General features: G+C 45.0%; 17 protein-coding genes and 1 pseudogene. 16 read left to right on the top strand and 2 right to left on the bottom strand.

Annotation, left to right across the window (positions count from 1 at the left end; genetic code table 11):
* Positions 1 to 65 precede the first annotated feature (65 nt).
* Positions 66 to 422, bottom strand: a complete 357-nt coding sequence (locus QUA56_RS16165; RefSeq protein ID WP_333359293.1) for a four-helix bundle copper-binding protein — start codon at positions 420 to 422, stop codon at positions 66 to 68.
* 268 nt (positions 423 to 690) lie between these two features.
* On the opposite strand from QUA56_RS16165, the gene QUA56_RS16160 reads away from it, so the two are divergent.
* The 16 genes and pseudogenes from QUA56_RS16160 to QUA56_RS16085 all read left to right on the top strand — a co-directional run bounded on the left by QUA56_RS16160 (position 691) and on the right by QUA56_RS16085 (position 15,225).
* Positions 691 to 2,817 (top strand): response regulator, encoded by a 2,127-nt coding sequence (locus QUA56_RS16160; RefSeq protein ID WP_333359291.1) that lies wholly within the window; start codon positions 691 to 693, stop codon positions 2,815 to 2,817.
* Between the two features lie 233 nt (positions 2,818 to 3,050).
* Positions 3,051 to 4,040 (top strand): L-lactate dehydrogenase, encoded by a 990-nt coding sequence (locus tag QUA56_RS16155; protein ID WP_333359289.1) that lies wholly within the window; start codon positions 3,051 to 3,053, stop codon positions 4,038 to 4,040.
* A gap of 214 nt (positions 4,041 to 4,254) precedes the next feature.
* Positions 4,255 to 4,536 carry a pyridoxamine 5'-phosphate oxidase family protein gene (locus tag QUA56_RS16150; protein ID WP_333359287.1) on the top strand — a complete coding sequence of 94 codons (282 nt, stop codon included), beginning with the start codon at positions 4,255 to 4,257 and terminating at the stop codon, positions 4,534 to 4,536.
* A gap of 516 nt (positions 4,537 to 5,052) precedes the next feature.
* A complete protein-coding gene (locus QUA56_RS16145) occupies positions 5,053 to 5,592 on the top strand; it encodes a general stress protein (RefSeq protein ID WP_333359285.1) in 540 nt (179 codons plus the stop codon).
* 152 nt (positions 5,593 to 5,744) lie between these two features.
* The gene (locus QUA56_RS16140; RefSeq protein ID WP_333359283.1) at positions 5,745 to 6,332 is read left to right on the top strand and encodes a DNA starvation/stationary phase protection protein; all 588 of its coding nucleotides are present in this window, start codon (positions 5,745 to 5,747) and stop codon (positions 6,330 to 6,332) included.
* Positions 6,333 to 6,486: 154 nt separating this feature from the next.
* Positions 6,487 to 6,840, top strand: coding sequence for a DUF5335 family protein (locus tag QUA56_RS16135; RefSeq protein ID WP_333359281.1), 354 nt, complete (start codon positions 6,487 to 6,489; stop codon positions 6,838 to 6,840).
* Positions 6,841 to 6,921: 81 nt separating this feature from the next.
* Positions 6,922 to 7,651, top strand: a pseudogene (locus tag QUA56_RS16130) (SDR family oxidoreductase).
* Positions 7,652 to 7,735: 84 nt separating this feature from the next.
* The gene (locus QUA56_RS16125) at positions 7,736 to 8,128 is read left to right on the top strand and encodes a cupin domain-containing protein (RefSeq protein WP_333196032.1); all 393 of its coding nucleotides are present in this window, start codon (positions 7,736 to 7,738) and stop codon (positions 8,126 to 8,128) included.
* Between the two features lie 168 nt (positions 8,129 to 8,296).
* Positions 8,297 to 9,301 carry an NADP-dependent oxidoreductase gene (locus tag QUA56_RS16120; protein ID WP_333196030.1) on the top strand — a complete coding sequence of 335 codons (1,005 nt, stop codon included), beginning with the start codon at positions 8,297 to 8,299 and terminating at the stop codon, positions 9,299 to 9,301.
* Between the two features lie 89 nt (positions 9,302 to 9,390).
* Entirely contained in the window at positions 9,391 to 10,185 is a 795-nt protein-coding gene (locus tag QUA56_RS16115) for an SDR family oxidoreductase (RefSeq protein ID WP_333359279.1), read from the top strand.
* A gap of 29 nt (positions 10,186 to 10,214) precedes the next feature.
* Positions 10,215 to 11,348, top strand: a complete 1,134-nt coding sequence (locus tag QUA56_RS16110; RefSeq protein ID WP_333359277.1) for a ferrochelatase — start codon at positions 10,215 to 10,217, stop codon at positions 11,346 to 11,348.
* Between the two features lie 8 nt (positions 11,349 to 11,356).
* Positions 11,357 to 12,151 (top strand): DUF6920 family protein, encoded by a 795-nt coding sequence (locus QUA56_RS16105; RefSeq protein WP_333359275.1) that lies wholly within the window; start codon positions 11,357 to 11,359, stop codon positions 12,149 to 12,151.
* A 47-nt stretch (positions 12,152 to 12,198) separates the two neighbouring features.
* Positions 12,199 to 12,930: a ZIP family zinc transporter gene (locus QUA56_RS16100; RefSeq protein ID WP_333359273.1), complete on the top strand. Its 732-nt coding sequence runs from the start codon at positions 12,199 to 12,201 to the stop codon at positions 12,928 to 12,930.
* Between the two features lie 30 nt (positions 12,931 to 12,960).
* Positions 12,961 to 13,122 (top strand): cation-transporting P-type ATPase, encoded by a 162-nt coding sequence (locus tag QUA56_RS16095; RefSeq protein ID WP_333359271.1) that lies wholly within the window; start codon positions 12,961 to 12,963, stop codon positions 13,120 to 13,122.
* Entirely contained in the window at positions 13,122 to 14,018 is an 897-nt protein-coding gene (locus QUA56_RS16090; protein ID WP_445242916.1) for an HAD-IC family P-type ATPase, read from the top strand. Before QUA56_RS16095 ends, QUA56_RS16090 begins: the two co-directional genes overlap by 1 nt.
* 274 nt (positions 14,019 to 14,292) lie before the next feature.
* Entirely contained in the window at positions 14,293 to 15,225 is a 933-nt protein-coding gene (locus QUA56_RS16085) for a polyphosphate kinase 2 family protein (RefSeq protein ID WP_333359269.1), read from the top strand.
* Between the two features lie 604 nt (positions 15,226 to 15,829).
* Here QUA56_RS16085 and QUA56_RS16080 read toward each other — a convergent pair.
* Positions 15,830 to 17,077, bottom strand: a complete 1,248-nt coding sequence (locus QUA56_RS16080) for an AAA family ATPase (protein WP_333359267.1) — start codon at positions 17,075 to 17,077, stop codon at positions 15,830 to 15,832.
* Between the last annotated feature and the right edge of the window lie 24 nt (positions 17,078 to 17,101).

The following is a 17,101-nucleotide window of genomic DNA, read 5'->3' as shown; positions in this document are numbered from 1 at the left end:
ACTGGCTGCTGCAAAGCAAGACGCGCTCACTGATGCAACAAGGCAATGCGGTAAATTAAATGGGTTTATGCCGTTGCTTTAGCCATCTGACGGCAAGATTCAGCACAACGACGGCAGGCTTGAGCGCACTTCTTACACGGCTCGTGGTCGTGCTTCTCACACTCAGTCGCACAGCGATCGCACGCTTCTGCACAAACCGCACACATTTGAGCGTGCAGGTCAGAATTACGAGCCATGAACCGAGCGCAGAGGGCGCAGGTATCAGCGCAATCGCGGCATAGCTTAATACATTGAGCCATCATCTGCACCATGTCACTGGTTAAGCAAGCGGTTCCGCATTGCTCACACTCACGAAGACAGTCGAGGCAATTCTGAATGCAGGTTTCTAGCAGAGATTGATGAGATTTAGTAGTAGTAGTCATAGTTTTAAGCTCCTAAAGAATCAACACAGCGAAAAACAGATTGTTATGCCCTTCACCTTGGTTAGGGGATGACTAAGTTCTTATATCTTTCAAGCTACGCTCAGACTATCAGAAACCTATGAGCGATTCAAGGTTTACGTCTTTAGGAAGATTTTTCCAGATTTTTGGCGATGAGCAATTCTTTTCATCCTGATTTCATTATTTCCCATTATTATTGGAGGATTCCGACCACCTGACACCACAACCAGCCTGTAAAGGAGTTAGACTGATGAAAATTTTGGTGGTAGAAGATGATGAGGCAATTGCCGACCTACTTACTTATATGCTCTCCAACCAAAATTACGTGGTTGAAGTTGCTAACGATGGTGAGGCAGCTTGGGAACTGATTGTTGTTTATAACTATGATTTACTACTGATAGATATTACGCTCCCTCGTTTAGACGGAATAAGTCTCTGTCGTAGAGTCAGAGCGCACGACTATAAAATGCCAATTCTGGTGGTAACAGGGCGAGGCAGTGGTCACGATCAAGCGATCGGGCTAGATGCAGGTGCCGATGCGTACATGGTGAAACCGCTCGATCAGGAGGTATTGATTGCTCGAATTCGAGCCTTGCTGCGTCGCGGAGGCACGGCTTTTCAATCTGTGCTGGAGAAGGGTAGTTTGCGGCTCGATCCGACAAGTCGTGAAGTTACTTACGCAGGGCAACTTCTATCCTTAAGTCCCAAGGAGTTTTCGATCCTAGAGTTCTTTTTGCGGAATGGTCGTCAAGTCTTTACCTACAGCGTAATTTTGGATCAAATCTGGGCTTATGGAGAGACTCCTAGCGAAGATGCCGTAAGAACTCATATTAAGGGGCTACGGCAGAAATTTAGAGGGGTCGGCGCTCCCACAGATTTGATTGAAACGGTTTATGGACTGGGTTATCGGCTTAAACCCTTGGAAGCGATCGCTGATTCAACCAAGACGGCTCAACTCACGTCTCATGAAGCGACTCAACCGATTCAACAAACCCTCAGCGCCTTATCCAAGCGTCAAGAAATCGATCGCGCATCAAACGACTTAACTACAGAACGAATTGAGCCGGAAGAGTCTCTGTTTGCGGATGAGCGTTCTTTGTTATTGATCGTCGATCCCGATCGCCAACTGGCCCAACAGTTGATGAATGAAGCGGTGGACTGGGGATTTCGGAGCGCGATCGCAACGACACTTTCCGAAGCCGAAACGAAAATTGAGCAGGATGCGCCTACCGTTGTGCTACTCGATCCCGATATTACTCATCCCACAACAGAGAGTTTAAGGCTGCTGGCAAAGCTCAGTCATCAAACTCCTTCTGTGCCAGTTCTAGTTTTAACCAGTCACGATCGATTAACCGATCGCCTAGAAGTTGCCCAACTCGGCGGACATAGTTTTTTACACAAACCCTTGCCCCCGGCTCAAGTGCTGAAAGCGATCGCACAAGCGGCACAACAAGCAAAGACAGCAAAGCAACGGGTGATGGTCGTCGATGCTGATCCCCAGATTCTCGCAACTCTGAAGGAGTTCCTAGAACCCTGGGGATTGAGCGTAACAACGCTGAACAATCCTCAACAATTTTGGGAAACGTTGAAATCCTGCTCGCCGCATCTGCTAATTTTAGATGTGAAAATGCCTGCTGTGAGCGGCGTTGAGCTTTGCAAAATTATCCGCAACAATTCGCGCTGGGGGCGCTTGCCGATCATTTTTTTGACGGCGCATACCGATGCTGCGATCGTCAATCAAATGTTTTCAGTGGGTGCAGATGACTTTGTGAGCAAGCCGATCGTAGGGCCAGAATTGGTCAGTCGCATCATCAATCGCCTAGAACGGATCAAACTCCTTCAGAATGCTGCTGAGACAGATTATTTGACCAAACTCTCTAACCGCCATAAGTCAACCCAAGACTTAAACAAATACCTTCAACTTGCAAATCAACAGGAGCAGCCGCTCTGTCTAGCAGTTCTGGACTTAGACAATCTAAAAGAGATCAACGATCGTCACGGGTACAATACTGGCGACATGGTGATGCGTCAGTGGGGACAGTTGCTCCGGCAGACTTTTAGGCAAAATGCAGTCGTTGCTCGCTGGGAAAGCGATGAATTTGTGGTTGCCTTATCTAGCATGATTAAGGCAGACGGTATTCAAAGACTCGCTCAATTATTAGCAACGCTCCACCACAGAAAATTTGTTGCTCCCGATCAAACTCAATTTCGGATCACATTTAGCGCTGGCATTGCTCAATATCCAGATAATGGAACGGATTTGCATTCTCTTTATCAAGCCGCATCCGAAGCCTTGCATCAGTCTAAAATTGCTGGGTGTGCCTGTATTTTTTCTGCGGGAGACTCTAGGGCTGTTCTCAAACAAACGAAGTCTTAATTCATTATTAAAATTCTCAAACTCAAACTTTTTTTAACTCCTTATAAGTTCCTCAGATTGTTTTATTACAGTCAAATAGGAGTAACCACTCGGTAAATCAGGCTCTATTGGCGAACTTTTTGCGCTACCAATAGCATAGTCAAGATTTTCACAACAGAACGCGATCGTCAACCCCGACGAAAACTGCATGGTCGGTCACTACCCATCCAAAGCATCCTACGTGGGAAATATCTATGTTTGAAACGCTATTTACGCCCAATCCCAGTGTTGAAGCTAAAGTCAGTATCCGTCCTCGCAAAGGTGTCATTATTGGTGCCGGGCAGGTGGGAATGGCGTGTGCCTACTCAATGATTATCCAGAACTGCTTTGATGAGTTGGTTCTTCAGGATATTCAGACAGAGCGGCTTCAGGGAGAAGTCATGGATCTGATACATGGCACTCCCTTTATCGGTTCTGTCAATATCAAAGCTGGAACCGTTACCGATGCAGGGCAGGATGCAGACCTGGTTATTATCACGGCTGGAGCTAGCCAGAAGCCGGGAGAGAGCAGACTGGATCTGGTTGAGCGTAACGTAGTCATCTTTAAAAGCTTGATTGCAGATGTGATCAAATATTGTCCCAATGCCACCCTACTGGTTGTGAGTAATCCAGTAGACATAATGACATACGTGACCCTTAAACTCTCTGGATTTCCTGCGGCCAGGGTAATAGGCTCTGGAACAGTTCTTGACTCTGCCCGTTTCCGTACCCTGCTGGCAGAGAAGATGGGAATTGATGCACGAAGCGTTCATGCTTACATCATTGGCGAACATGGCGACAGTGAAGTACCCGTCTGGAGCAAGGTGAATGTTGCCGGAATGCCTCTCTATAATGAGCAGGGTAGCCCATCGCCAGACAACGCCAATCTAAATGAGATTTTTGAGCACGTCAAGAACGCTGCCTACGAAATCATCAAACTCAAGGGGTGCACTTCCTATGCGATCGGGCTGGCAACGACCGAAATAGTCAAGACCATTCTTCACGGTCAGGAACGCATCCTTCCGGTTAGCAACCTTGTAAATGGGTTCTACGGCATTCACGATGTATGTCTCAGTCTACCCTCTGTTGTCAATGAAAAAGGTGTCATTAAAACTGTCAACCTCACCCTTAACGACACGGAGCAACAGCAACTCATTCATTCTGCACAAGTCCTACGTGACATTTTTGACAAGCTGACGCTTTAGTGCCGCGCCAGCTTTGTATGAACGAAACACTTGAGGAACAACCTCTCTTAACTCCTCATAAGTTCCTCAGATTGTTTTATTACAGTCAAAGTTGGTATGCAAGGACTGTTGCATACAATCACCTCCGATCGCGCGCATTCTGGCATTGGGGAAGGTTTTGTATATCAGATTTAGGGCGATCGATGATTTTTAAAATTAGCAGTGGAGAACAGTTATGTTAGATATCGATGAAATGGGACAAAAAGAAATACACGAACTGCTACATAAAGTAGGATATGGACACCTCGGCTGCATAGGCGAAGGGTATCCATATATTATGCCTATGCACTATTACCTTAAAGACTCAGAAATATATATCTTCACAACGGTGGGAATGAAGACTCAGTATATGGATGCAAATCCAAAAGTTTGCTTACAGATCGAAGAAGTTCACGATCGGGTGCACTGGCGCAGTGTTGTTGTGAATGGTCGCGCTGAACGCCTCACTGAGCAGTAAGACATTGATCGGGTGATGTAATTTGTCAAAACGCAGAATCCAACACTTTCGCCTGCGATCAATCGAACCTGGATCGATGCTTGGGGACGTGCAGAGGTAATTGCAATTTACCGCATTCACGAGAGTGAAATGAGCGGACGAACGACTGATGGAGTCAGCAGTCGGTAAGAACAGATATACCTCAATTAAGTTTTACTAAAACATTCATAAAGGTAGAGATTATATTGAGCAACTTTTGTTAAAGTTCACTTGACAGCGAAAAAACCCAACTTGACAGGAATTACGCAATTGGCACATATTGTAAGGTGTCCCGGAAGCATCACCATTGCTAATAGTTATAGAACTTCCTCTCACGCACCATACAAGTCGATTTTAGTGTGACCGTTGCGTAAATTTTAGTTGAGATTTAATCGAAACTAGACGATGTGAATTTGAACGTCTAGGAAGGGAAAACAAGTCTAAAAATCAACAAACTTGTCCATCGTGCGGACAAATTACAACCAAGGAAACAAACTCATGGCATATACACATACGATTGTTGCTTCTTTCCCCTCCCATGCAGAAGCAGAAAGGGTTGTATTGGAGTTGCAAAAAGAAGGCTTCGATATGGAAAAGCTCTCGATCATTGGCAAAGACTACCAGACTACTGAAAATGTGCGCGGATTTCTAACCTGGAAAGATACAGCGAAAGCTGGAGCCGCAGGAGGTGGTTATTGGGGTAGCTTCGTGGGAGGTTTATTTGGCATTTTAGCAGGTGCTGGAGTGCTGTTTATTCCCGGAATGGCTCCGCTCATTATTGCTGGCCCCGTTGCTGGAGTGTTGGCGGGTTGGTTGGAAGGAACGCTTGTTGGTGGGGCTGGTGCTGCTGCTGTAGGAGGACTAGCGGGTGCCTTGGGAGGATTAGGAATCCCGAAGAACGAGGTACTGAAGTACGAGACTAAAATCCAAGCAGGGGAGTTCATGATCCTTGTGACAGGCAGCCATGAGGATGTCAGTCAGGCGAAGCAGAGACTAGACAGAATCAGTCATGAAGTTAGTCTGTCGATCGCAGTCTAAGGCTTTTTTAACAATACAGGAGTATTCAACTCCAAAAAGTCCATCAGGTTGATGAGTTGAGTTAAGGCGATCGCACTTAGGGCAAATCAGTGATTTACGTGCGATCGCCAACCATAACCGTCCTACAACTATTGAAATCGAGGAAAACTTTCATGCAGATTCAAATTTTAAACTCGCACGCTCATGCAAACAGTCAGCCCATTTTGCATCAGCACGGTCGAGAAATTCAGCCGTTTGGTACACTGCGAAATTTGCCGATCGCCCTACCTTCCAGCGCTCGTTCCGAAAGCTGCGAACAGCTCAACCAAATTTTAGCAGACAGCCTGATTCTCTACAGCCTTTATAAAAAACATCATTGGCTGATGCGCGGCCATACGTTTTATCAATTGCATCTTCTACTCGACAAACACGCGGATGAACAATTGAAGTTAATTGATTCCCTTGGTGAGCGAGTACAAACATTAGGCGGTGTAGCGATCGCCGATCCGCGCCATGTGGCAGAAGTGACAAAGATTGAACGTCCTCCCAATGGTGTCGAAGAAATTCCTGTAATGCTGTCGCGATTGCTAGAGGCACACGAGTTAATCTTGGGTGAAATTCGAGTAGCAATTACCAAAACTGCTGCCAATCGGGATGACGGAACGAACGATTTGTTGATGAGTGAAGTGCTGCGGACGAATGAATCGCAGGTATGGTTTATCGCCGAACATCTGGTCGATACACCGCTTGTTCGCAGCTGAATTTCTGTCAAACTTGTGACATCAGATGGGGAGGGTCGGCACGGGGGCGCGACCCTACAAAACCCTCGGTTTCCTGAGAATAAAACAGCCCTCTCAGGCTCAATTGCTTTTTACCACTCTTTCACAAACAATCATCATGGTGAATAAAATGGAAATGACCAACAAGATTGAAACCAACAAATCTGTGCCCCGCGAGCGCTGGGGTGAATTTTTCGATCAGTTTTCAGATGGTAATCGCGGACGGCATATTTCCATCGAAATCATCAATTCAGAACTCGGTGATGCAGAACTGATTCAGGACGCACCTCTTCATGCGATGGTTTACGATCGCCCTGGCAAGGGGGATGATTTGGTGATTGAAGTGGGTAAAGATGAGGTGACTTATGCTCACACGATCGATTCACCAACTGAAGTCTTGACGGGACAGGACTCAAACGGCGTGATGATGGCGGTTCGGATTAGTGACGCTGCTGGTGCACAAACATTGATTAAGCTACAAGCTAGTTGAGCTGATTGAATAATGCTGAGTTTAACTGATTTCAGCATCCAATGTTTTATGACCCACACTCAATAACCCGCAGCAGTCAATATGTCTGAAATTCAAAACAAAGTGGTAATTATCACCGGAGCCAGCAGTGGATTAGGTGAGGCGACAGCACAGCGACTTGCTGCTAGTGGAGCCAAACTGATGTTAGCTGCCCGCCGCGAAGATCGGCTCAAAGAATTGGTTGACGCGATCGCCCGATCGGGGTGGACTGCAACCTACCAAGTGACGGATGTGACCGATCGCGCACAGGTGGAAGCATTGGCGCAAAAAACTTTGAGTACATACAGCCGGATCGACGTACTCATCAATAATGCCGGCTTGATGCCACTCTCTGCCCTCGACCAATTAAAGGTGGAAGAATGGGATCGGATGATCGATGTCAACATCAAGGGCGTTCTCTATGCGATTGCTGCCGTATTGCCGATTATGTGTCAGCAAAAGTCGGGTCACGTCATTAATTTATCGTCTGGCCGGACATAAAGTGTTTCCGGGGTCAGCGGTCTACTGTGCTACTAAGTACGCAGTGCGAGCGATCTCTGAAGGGTTGCGGCTAGAGTCAAACGGCGAAATCCGTTCGACTAATATTTCACCAGGAGCCGTTGCTACTGAATTGACCACCATGATTAGCGATCGAGACACAGCAGAGAGAATGAAGGCACTTTATGCGATCGCCATTGATGCAGATGCCATTGCCCGCGCGATCGCCTTTGCGATCGAGCAGCCCAGTGATGTTGATGTGAATGAAATGATCGTCCGTCCGACACTTCAGTAATTTGAGAATCAAAGAACATGATGAAACAGCGAAAACGAAGACACGATCGAAATTGCGTAGATCGCAGTAATTAAAGGAGTCACCATGAAAGGTTTTGTGCAACACATCGAGAGTATCGCGATCAAAAATGAGGATTTTCGCCGAGTCCTTTACACAGCAAAGTATTCCCAGCTTGTCGTTATGGCCTTAAAACCTGGGGAAGAGATCGGCGCGGAAGTCCATAAGCTCGACCAGTTCTTTCGTGTAGAGGAGGGAAGAGGTGAGGCAGTTCTTGATGACGTGCGATCGCCTATTAGCTCGGGCTTTGCGGTAATCGTACCCGCTGGAACGAAGCACAACATCATCAATACCGGCGATATGTTGATGAGGCTCTACACGATCTATTCGCCACCGAATCATCGGGACGGCGTAGTCCACCGCAACCGCAGCGACGCGGATGCCGATCGGGAACACTTCGACGGCAAAACTACGGAATAGAAAGCGTTTAAATGAGTTTTGCACCATTTGAAATAAGCCTTTTATGAGCTGGCTAGAAGCAACGGCTCACAATCAAATTAACTTTTTGGGAATAGGCATTTTGCCTGTTCTTGAGAAGTTATTCCATCTCATTTTAAATCAGTTTTGACGGTAATTTAGGATAAAATTATGACAGATATCATGAGCCGCGAAATTCACCTAGTCTCCCGCCCCAACGGAATCCCAACCGCAGATAACTTTGCGATCGCCCAAACCGCAATCAAGCCGCTGCAAGACGGACAAGTGCTCGTTCGCAATCTCTACCTTTCGGTAGATCCGTATATGCGCGGTCGCATGAACGAGGGGAAATCCTATGTTCCGCCCTTCGAGTTGGGCAAAACGCTCGAAGGCGGTGCAGTCGGCGAGGTCATCGAGTCCCGCGCCCAGGAATTCAAGTCGGGTGATGTTGTCACTTCTAACTATGGCTGGCGTGAATACTTCATAGCTGCACCAAAAGATTTACATCAGGTCAGCCGCGATATTCAACCCCCCTCGGTTTACCTCGGTGCCCTCGGTATGACGGGTATGACTGCTTGGGTTGGATTGAATTTGGTAGAGGTCAAAGCCGGCGATGTTATTTTTGTTTCGGGAGCCGCAGGTGCGGTGGGAAATGTCGCCGGACAACTGGCTTCATTGCGCGGATGCCATGTCATCGGCTCAGCCGGTTCAATGGAAAAAATCAAATTTCTGCGGGAAGAATGCGGATTTGATGTCGCCTTCGATTACAAGGCCGGCCCTATTCTCGAACAACTAAACCAAGCAGCACCGGACGGAATTGATGTCTATTTCGATAACGTCGGAGGCGAAACCCTGGAAGCGGCGCTTTCGGCATTGCGCGTACACGGTCGGATTATCGCTTGTGGCAGCATCTCCGGTTATAACGATGAAAAACCGCAGCCGGGCCCTTCCAATCTATTTAATATGATTGGCAAACGGTTGACGATGAAAGGGCTAATCGTTAGAGATTGGGTCGATCGCCAGAGTGAATTTGAACAGGAAGTGGGCGGCTATTTCCAAGCTGGCAAACTGAAGAACCAGGAAACAGTGGTGACAGGAATCGATCGAGCGGTGGACGCTTTCATCGGTCTTTTTGAAGGCAAAAATGTGGGTAAAATGGTGGTAAAATTGGATTAGGTAGCCGCTAATTGAGTGGGTACTTGCTTCATTAATTTGAGCAGGTTGAAACCCTAGATCGCTTATACATTAATTGGGTTTAAGAAAGTATGGATCTCCAACTATCAGATCGGATTGCATTGGTCAGCGGTTCCACCGCCGGAATTGGACTCGCGATCGCCACGACACTTGCCCAGGAAGGAGCAACTGTCATAGTCAATGGCAGAACGGAAGAGCGCGTAAATCATGCCCTCAAAAGCATTCAGCAAAGCGTCCCCAATGCCAAACTTCAGGGAATTACTGCCGATTTGGGAACGCAAGCAGGAGCTGAATTGTTGTTTCAACAAGTGCCAGAAGTTAACATTTTGGTCAACAACTTGGGAATTTATGGCGCTAAAGCATTTGAGGATATCTCCGATGAAGAGTGGATAAACTTTATGGAAGTAAACGTGATGAGCGGTGTCAGGCTCTCGCGTCATTACTTACCTTTGATGTTCAAAAAAGATTGGGGAAGAATTATTTTCATCTCTAGTGAATCGGGCTTGAATATTCCCGCCGAAATGATTCACTATGGCGTTACCAAGACTGCACAAATAGCCGTGAGTCGTGGTTTAGCTGAAACAACGGCAGGCAGTCGTGTCACAGTAAATACAGTATTGCCAGGGCCAACCCGTTCCGAAGGAGTGGAAACTTTCATTGAGGGACTGGCCAAAGAGCAAAATATTTCACCCGAACAAGTTGAGAAAGAGTTTTTTACCAAGACTCGTCCATCTTCACTGATTCAGCGATTTGCTTCAACGTCTGAAGTTGCTGCATTAGTTGCATTTGTTGCTAGTCCTCTAGCTTCTGCAATTAATGGTGCCGCCTTGCGAGTCGAAGGTGGAGTGGTGCGATCGATTATTTAATGAATTCGCCTATTCAACCCAGGAATAAAATGATTACTCATCCATCTCAAGCGACGCAGCCCGTCGCGCCACTTAACAACAATAGCGAAACGCTGCTACAAGAAAATCGCGTTGCAGTATTGCTTGCAGGGTATGGTGAAGTAGAATCTTACCGGGATCTGAGTCGTTATAACCAAGCTGCAACTAAGTACATTGCAGCTCAGTTTGTGTCGATTCCAGACTGGCTATATCCTCTTGCTGGTTGGTTTCTCACACTTCAAGATTTATACAATTTTGGAGTGAAACACGATCGTTTCATGTCACCGGAAAATGAGATTTTTGAAAAACAACGTCTTGGTATTGAGGAACATTTACAAGACAAATGGGGAAATCGCGTGCAAGTGTTCAAAGGCTTTTATTTCTGTCAGCCCTTTGTGCAAGAAGTTGTAGCAGATATCATTGACCAAGGCTTTCAGAATTTGCTGATTTATCCTTTGCTTGTAGTCGATTCTGCATTCACGAGTAAAATAGCTGTAGAACAAGTCAATGAAGTGATTGCAGCAAAATCAGCTCAGAATGAGTCTCAAGATTCTCCATTTAATAAAATTCGATATATTCCAGCCTTTGCGACGGAACCTACCTACATTGATTTGATGGTAAGTCAGATTAAGGAAAGTCTGAATCAGCCCCTCGCAAGTGGCTTTTTTGAGTCTCAGGTTGGCATTATATTAACGGTTCACGGTGGCCCAGAAAAAGCGAAAGGACTGTTAACTGGGGTGATTGATGGACAAGTTCTTTACGATCGCGTACAAGCACAGTTGCAGCATCAATATCCGCTAATATCGATCGGTTGGATAAATCATGACACGCCTTTCATGAATTGGTCACAGCCTAATCTGAAGCAAGCTGCTAAAAGCCTAATCAAAGCAGGTGCTAAAACCATTCTGTTTAAACCCCTCGGCTGGGCAACTGAGAATTTTGAAACCATTCTTGATGTGGAGGATGCGATCGCATCTTTGCAGCGTAAGTATCCAACGGTGACTTACACCCGGCTCGATTGTGTTAATGACGATCCTGATTTTCTGAAAATAGCAGCAGAATGGGCTAATCCTGATATTGAAGCAATGCTGTCAGCGCCGAAATACCAGGATCGCATTCAAACTAGAAGACTTGATTTTGACTGAAATTTATAATGATTTATCTAAAAAAGGGGTTACAACGAGTCAGCGAAATTGTCCATCAAACTAAACAGATTTCTCTCAATATGCTATGGGAGTCAGCGATATCTAACGATCGCATATTCCACTCAGATCAACTCTCTCACCTGCCAGAAGCAGCAAGACGATATCTCGAACACGCGATCGCACCTGGAACTGCGATCGCCTCTGCGGTGAGATTGCAGATGCACGGCGAAATCAAATTAAAGAATTGGATTCCATTCAAAGCAGAGCAAGTTATTTGCTGGGAGCATGGACTGATTTGGAGCGCTACGGCATGGATGAATGGTTTGCCAATTGTGGGATCGGATCGAATTATAGACGGTGTAGGTGCAATGCAGTGGAAGCTTTTAGGAATTTTCCCGGTGATGATAGCTTCGGGTTCCGATATTACGCGGTCTGCTGTTGGTCGTCTTCAGTCTGAGTCAGTGTGCTTGCCATCTGTATTTTGTGGTGATGATGTGTCATGGACAACAACGGATTCATCACATTTACATTCCAGTTTTTTAGTACAAGGTGAGAGAGCCGAACTAGATTTCACCATCGATCGAACGGGTCGGCTCAAGACCTTCAAGCTACCGCGCTGGAATAACCTTGATGGCTCTGAGTTTCATTATATGGACTTCGGTGGAATTATGGAGGAAGAACGCACATTCTCTGGCTACACTATTCCGACTCGTCTGCGAATTGGATGGTATTTTGGTACCGATCGGTTTGAGTCAGAAGGCGAATTTTTCCGAGCCACAATCGATGATGCAATCTATCGCTAGACTGCTCAAAGATCAAAGAGTCTGTTACGACTAGCGGAGCCTGATTTATGCAGGAATTTCTATTTGCTCTAACACTATCAGCTTTGCCCGTTGTCAGCAACTTCATTGGCGCAACGATCGCTGAAGCCTTACCGACATCAAAACAAACATTAGGACTGGCACTGCACGCTGCTGCTGGCGTACTGCTGGCGATCGCATCTACCGAACTGATACCAAAAGTCGTTATCGCTAAACCTGTTTGGGCAACGGTTCTAGCATTGTTTTTAGGTGGAGCTTTTTTTGTATGGGTTAATCAACTTCTCAACTTAAGCAAAAATCGACTGCGTGGCATCGATCTCAATACTGTGAGTTTGGCAATTTTTCTGAGTATTGCGATCGACTTATTTGGCGATGGATTAATGATTGGCACCAGTCTGACGATCTCACCTCATTTAGGAGTAGTGCTGGCATCGGGGAGAGTTGTAGCTCACATTCCAGAAGGATTTGTAACTAATGCAGCGTTTAAGAGTCAAAATATGCCGCGAACATTGCGATTTTTGTTACTTGCGGCATTTATTATTCCTGTTTGGCTGGGCACGACGCTGGGCTATTGGGGATTGCGCGGACAAGCCGAGCTTCCCAAGCTAGTTGTGCTTGCATTTACAACAGGCACTTTAATCACGGCGATCGCTGAAGAAATTATTCCTGAAGCGCATCAAACTCAAGATACAAATTGGTCTATCTTGACATTTATCGGGAGTTTTGCGCTTTCAATATTGTTCTCGTCTTATCTTGAATAGCTTGTGATTTACAAGTAGAGGAGCCAGATCATGACTGTACCTACCGATCGAGAAACGCTTTCGCATCTATCATTAGAAGACCTACAAAAGCAACTGACTACTTCCAATCAGGGATTGAGCAAAAAAGAGGCACTGCAACGACAATCAAAAGTGGCTACAACGAGTTACCCGAAACAACCGTCAGCCCAATAATGCAATTCCTGTCGCACTTTTGGGGGCCGATCGCCTGGATGATTGAGGCGGCGGTGATTCTTTCGGCAATAGTTGGAGACTGGGTAAATTTTGGGATCATTTTGGTACTCCTAATCGGCAACGGAGTAGTGGGTTTTTGGGAAGAATTTCAAGCAGGGAATGCGATCGCAGCTCTCAAGGCAAAATTAGCACTCCAGGCACGGGTGAAACGAGACAACACCTGGACGCAGATACCAGCCCGCGAAATAGTTCCTGGCGACCTGATCCGTTTGCGTCTAGGCGATATTGTCCCCGCAGATGTGCGGTTTTTGTCAGGCGATCCGGCACAGGTTGACCAATCGGCATTGACGGGGGAATCACTACCCGTAGAATGCCAAGTGGGAAGCGTACTTTACTCCAGTTCCATCCTCAAACAAGGAGAATTGGATGGCATTGTCTATGCCACGGGAATTAATACTTACATGGGCAAAACCGCCCACCTGGTAGAGTCTGCCGAGACAGTCAGCCACTTTCAACGAGCAGTATTAAAAATCGGCGATTACCTGATTGTAATTGCCTTGGTGCTGGTGGTAGTGGTGCTGGTAGTAACGCTGTTTCGGGGCGATCCTTGGTTAACTACCCTGCGGTTTTTACTGGTGCTGACGGTTGCCTCCATTCCCGTAGCAATGCCAACGGTGCTGTCAGTGACGATGGCTGTAGGAGCACAAAAACTGGCGAAAAAGGAAGCGATCGTCAGTCGGCTGGCGGCTATTGAAGAGATGGCTGGCATTGAAATTCTCTGTTCCGACAAAACCAAGGGGCCCTTTTGGTCGATTAAACCAGCCCGAATTTTGCTAGCAGCCGTCCTGGGAACACAAATACTCGCAACCCAATTGCTGTGTATGGCATCTTTATGACCCCTCTCGGATGGGGTTTGGCCGGTTTTGTCTGGATTTTTTATGCGTTGATCTGGTTTTTGATTGCAGACTGGGTAAAACAACGTGCCTACGGCGTGTTTAATCACGATCGACCTGTCTATGTAACACGGGGTTTAAGACGGTTGAATCAATGGTTTTTTCATAAACCTTTTTCCCACGCAACCCCAGATGACATCTCTAAACGATCCCCGTCAAAGAGGAATAAACCATGAGCTTACCCAAGATATTCACTTAATATTTGAGAGTTAAAAGTATGACTGATAAATCTAGCCACACTGATTCATCCTTGAACCTATTTCCCATCAAAAAACTTGACGATTTGATTCGTCCTTTTATTGTTCCACCAGGGCAGAAGATTTCCCTTACTAAAGACTACGACCCAGATTACAAAGCCGATCGCCTCAAAAAGTCGAAAGCTAAAGGTCAATTAAAGGAAGGTATTGAGGCGTTAGCTGAATATCAGGATGTTCTCTATGCCCAAAACACCCATGCTGTGCTCATCATCTTTCAGGCAATGGATGCTGCGGGAAAAGATAGTACCATCAAGCACGTTATGTCTGGGATTAATCCTCAAGGATGTCAAGTGCATAGCTTTAAAGCTCCATCTACGGAAGAGTTAAATCATGACTATTTATGGCGATGTTCTAAGGCTTTACCCGAAAGAGGAAGAATTGGGATTTTTAATCGATCTTATTACGAAGAAATTTTAGTAACAAGAGTGCATCCAGAAATCCTAGAGCAGCGACCGCTCCCTGTTAGCATAATTGATAATGATATTTGGAAGCGCCGCTTTGAGGAAATCAATAACTTTGAGAAGCATCTGGTCAATAACGGGACGATCATCCTCAAGTTTTTCCTCAATGTATCCAAAGAGGAGCAGAAAGAACGTTTTCTAGAACGGATTAATCGCCCTGAAAAGAATTGGAAATTTTCTGTGAATGATGCGAAAGAGCGTAGCTTTTGGGATGACTATATGGCTGTCTATGAGGATATGTTCAATCACACGAGTACAAAATATGCTCCTTGGTACATTATCCCCGCCGATCGCAAATGGTTTACTCGTCTAGTTGTGGCTGGCATCATTTACACGCAGTTAAAGGAACTGAATCTCAAATATCCTACGCTCAGTAAAGAGCAACATCAAGAACTTTTAACTGCGAAGAAAATTCTGGAGAGCCAGAAATAAGGATGAGAATTGGTTGATATTAGCGATCGCTATTCCTGTGAGTCGTGATTTTTGGGCGCTCGCTTAATAATTATTGATCTTTGCGGCGGGAAGCATCCTGTAGGGAATCGCCAATATCAGGAAAAACTATGACTATTAATATTAAATAAACTAAGGGACGTGCTGATGTAAGGATTCAGGTCTAAAAACTTGCAGCTCCAACGCTTGTCTGGTAAGGGTTTTAGGGCCAAATAAGGGTTTTTGTCTTTCGTGGTTAATTGTCAATAAACGACGAAAAGTGACAGTTTTTCGTCGTTTATTGAGAATAGAGATTGATTTAGTATCAAGCTCCCGATCTAAAGTCTTTGCCCAGCAAGGAGTTCAGTGACCTGAATCCTTACGTGCTGATTAATAAAGTATCAAAAAAGCAAATCTGGAAATCTGAGGTTTCGTCAACTCAGTGGCACTTTATTTTCCTGCTCGCACCTAACGTTTTGCAGCTACAAGAAGTTGGCGATTACGAAGCTCAAAACTGTCTGACAGCAATGAACTTGATACGCAGAACAAAGCTTCGTTTAACCACTGAACCGTCAATTCCTTGTAGGTACTGTTAGTCATTTTTTCGTCATGCAGTGAACTGTTGAACAAACTTTTTTGCTACCTCAAGTTCAGGGTCATTATTTAAGTCTTTTGCTAGCACTTCACTTACCCATTTCGGCCCGTGGTTTCCGATACTTTTAACGAAACCTTCTAATTCACCTACTTCTAAAACTAGTAGGCCAATAGATTTAAGTTTTATTTGTAATCTGTCAAATGCTTGAGTTGCCTCTCCATTAGGGATAAATGGTTTACCTACTTCCTTAGCATGTGCCCAAGGAGAGGCTTTTTTTAAAGACTTCTGAATTTGTTTAATCTTTTCTTTGGAAAATATTTGCTCTGTCGCACTCTCAAAAATTTCTTCAATTTCCTTTTTCAGTTCTTTTGTTTGCAATTCAGGTCTTTTTTGGTCAATGGAATTCTTGACAATTTTCCAATCTTTTTCTATATCCTGCCAATCCCCTCCTAGTTCACTATAAATATTCTGTAACGGATTACTATCATTTAAAATATCAAAGTCTGAAACAACTTTCATTGGAACATTTAGCTTCGTTAATGATTTTATTACTACTGGAATTCTATGCTTGCCGCCGCAATGAATAAAAAGAATATCAGGGATAATCTCATTTGTATTGTCGTAAAGACTAGATAGAATTGCCGAATAGAATCTACAATCAGAATCACTTTCACAAATAACTACTTTGGTATGGAAAAGTCCATTAAGTACGTTAGAATGTCTCAGTAACGAGTCATTCCAAATACTTTCAATGTCTTGACTATCCAGAACACTTACTGTATTGATTGACCCGCTTCGTTGAATTCTAACGATTTTTAAATTAGGAACATTTGCATCAAGTAATCCTTTCAAAAAATCTTCGCTATGAGTTGCCAAGAAAAGTTGTCTATTGTCAGGTAGGTCTCTTGCTAGCATTTTCCCTAAAAGTCTTGCTTGAGGTGGATGAAGAAATGCTTCTGGTTCATCAATGAAGAGCATAGAATTATTAGAAATACAGGCTGTAAGCAAAACTCCAACAAAACTCCTCATTCCGTCTCCCTGTTCATGCAGAATATCTCGTTTTTCAAGCTCAATCAAATAGTTATTTGAAACTCTATCTTCACCCTTAGACAAAACTGGTTTTTCTCCTACATAAAGTGGCACCTCAATTCCAGCATTTCTATGAACAATAAGGTCTGTCCCAAATGCTTGTCTAAAATAATTACTGGGCTCTCCTGACTTTATGGTGTATAATGTAACAAACACTACATTTATTATCATGGACTTTTATTTGGACTATATATT

The organism is Microcoleus sp. N3A4 (assembly GCF_036701805.1).
Lineage (GTDB): Bacteria > Cyanobacteriota > Cyanobacteriia > Cyanobacteriales > Microcoleaceae > Microcoleus.
Note: the sequence above shows the minus strand (reverse complement) of the source record. Positions and strands in the feature narration are given on the sequence as shown.

What these genes read in the sequence shown, in the direction of transcription:
- QUA56_RS16095 (WP_333359271.1), top strand. Translation starts at nt 12,961, where the DNA reads ATGACTGTACCTACCGATCGAGAAACGCTTTCGCATCTATCATTAGAA.
- QUA56_RS16110 (WP_333359277.1), top strand. Translation starts at nt 10,215, where the DNA reads ATGATTACTCATCCATCTCAAGCGACGCAGCCCGTCGCGCCACTTAAC.
- QUA56_RS16145 (WP_333359285.1), top strand. Translation starts at nt 5,053, where the DNA reads ATGGCATATACACATACGATTGTTGCTTCTTTCCCCTCCCATGCAGAA.
- QUA56_RS16100 (WP_333359273.1), top strand. Translation starts at nt 12,199, where the DNA reads ATGCAGGAATTTCTATTTGCTCTAACACTATCAGCTTTGCCCGTTGTC.
- QUA56_RS16165 (WP_333359293.1), bottom strand. Translation starts at nt 422, where the DNA reads ATGACTACTACTACTAAATCTCATCAATCTCTGCTAGAAACCTGCATT.
- QUA56_RS16160 (WP_333359291.1), top strand. Translation starts at nt 691, where the DNA reads ATGAAAATTTTGGTGGTAGAAGATGATGAGGCAATTGCCGACCTACTT.
- QUA56_RS16140 (WP_333359283.1), top strand. Translation starts at nt 5,745, where the DNA reads ATGCAGATTCAAATTTTAAACTCGCACGCTCATGCAAACAGTCAGCCC.
- QUA56_RS16105 (WP_333359275.1), top strand. Translation starts at nt 11,357, where the DNA reads ATGATTTATCTAAAAAAGGGGTTACAACGAGTCAGCGAAATTGTCCAT.
- QUA56_RS16135 (WP_333359281.1), top strand. Translation starts at nt 6,487, where the DNA reads ATGACCAACAAGATTGAAACCAACAAATCTGTGCCCCGCGAGCGCTGG.
- QUA56_RS16085 (WP_333359269.1), top strand. Translation starts at nt 14,293, where the DNA reads ATGACTGATAAATCTAGCCACACTGATTCATCCTTGAACCTATTTCCC.
- QUA56_RS16155 (WP_333359289.1), top strand. Translation starts at nt 3,051, where the DNA reads ATGTTTGAAACGCTATTTACGCCCAATCCCAGTGTTGAAGCTAAAGTC.
- QUA56_RS16080 (WP_333359267.1), bottom strand. Translation starts at nt 17,077, where the DNA reads ATGATAATAAATGTAGTGTTTGTTACATTATACACCATAAAGTCAGGA.
- QUA56_RS16125 (WP_333196032.1), top strand. Translation starts at nt 7,736, where the DNA reads ATGAAAGGTTTTGTGCAACACATCGAGAGTATCGCGATCAAAAATGAG.
- QUA56_RS16120 (WP_333196030.1), top strand. Translation starts at nt 8,297, where the DNA reads ATGACAGATATCATGAGCCGCGAAATTCACCTAGTCTCCCGCCCCAAC.
- QUA56_RS16090 (WP_445242916.1), top strand. Translation starts at nt 13,122, where the DNA reads ATGCAATTCCTGTCGCACTTTTGGGGGCCGATCGCCTGGATGATTGAG.
- QUA56_RS16115 (WP_333359279.1), top strand. Translation starts at nt 9,391, where the DNA reads ATGGATCTCCAACTATCAGATCGGATTGCATTGGTCAGCGGTTCCACC.
- QUA56_RS16150 (WP_333359287.1), top strand. Translation starts at nt 4,255, where the DNA reads ATGTTAGATATCGATGAAATGGGACAAAAAGAAATACACGAACTGCTA.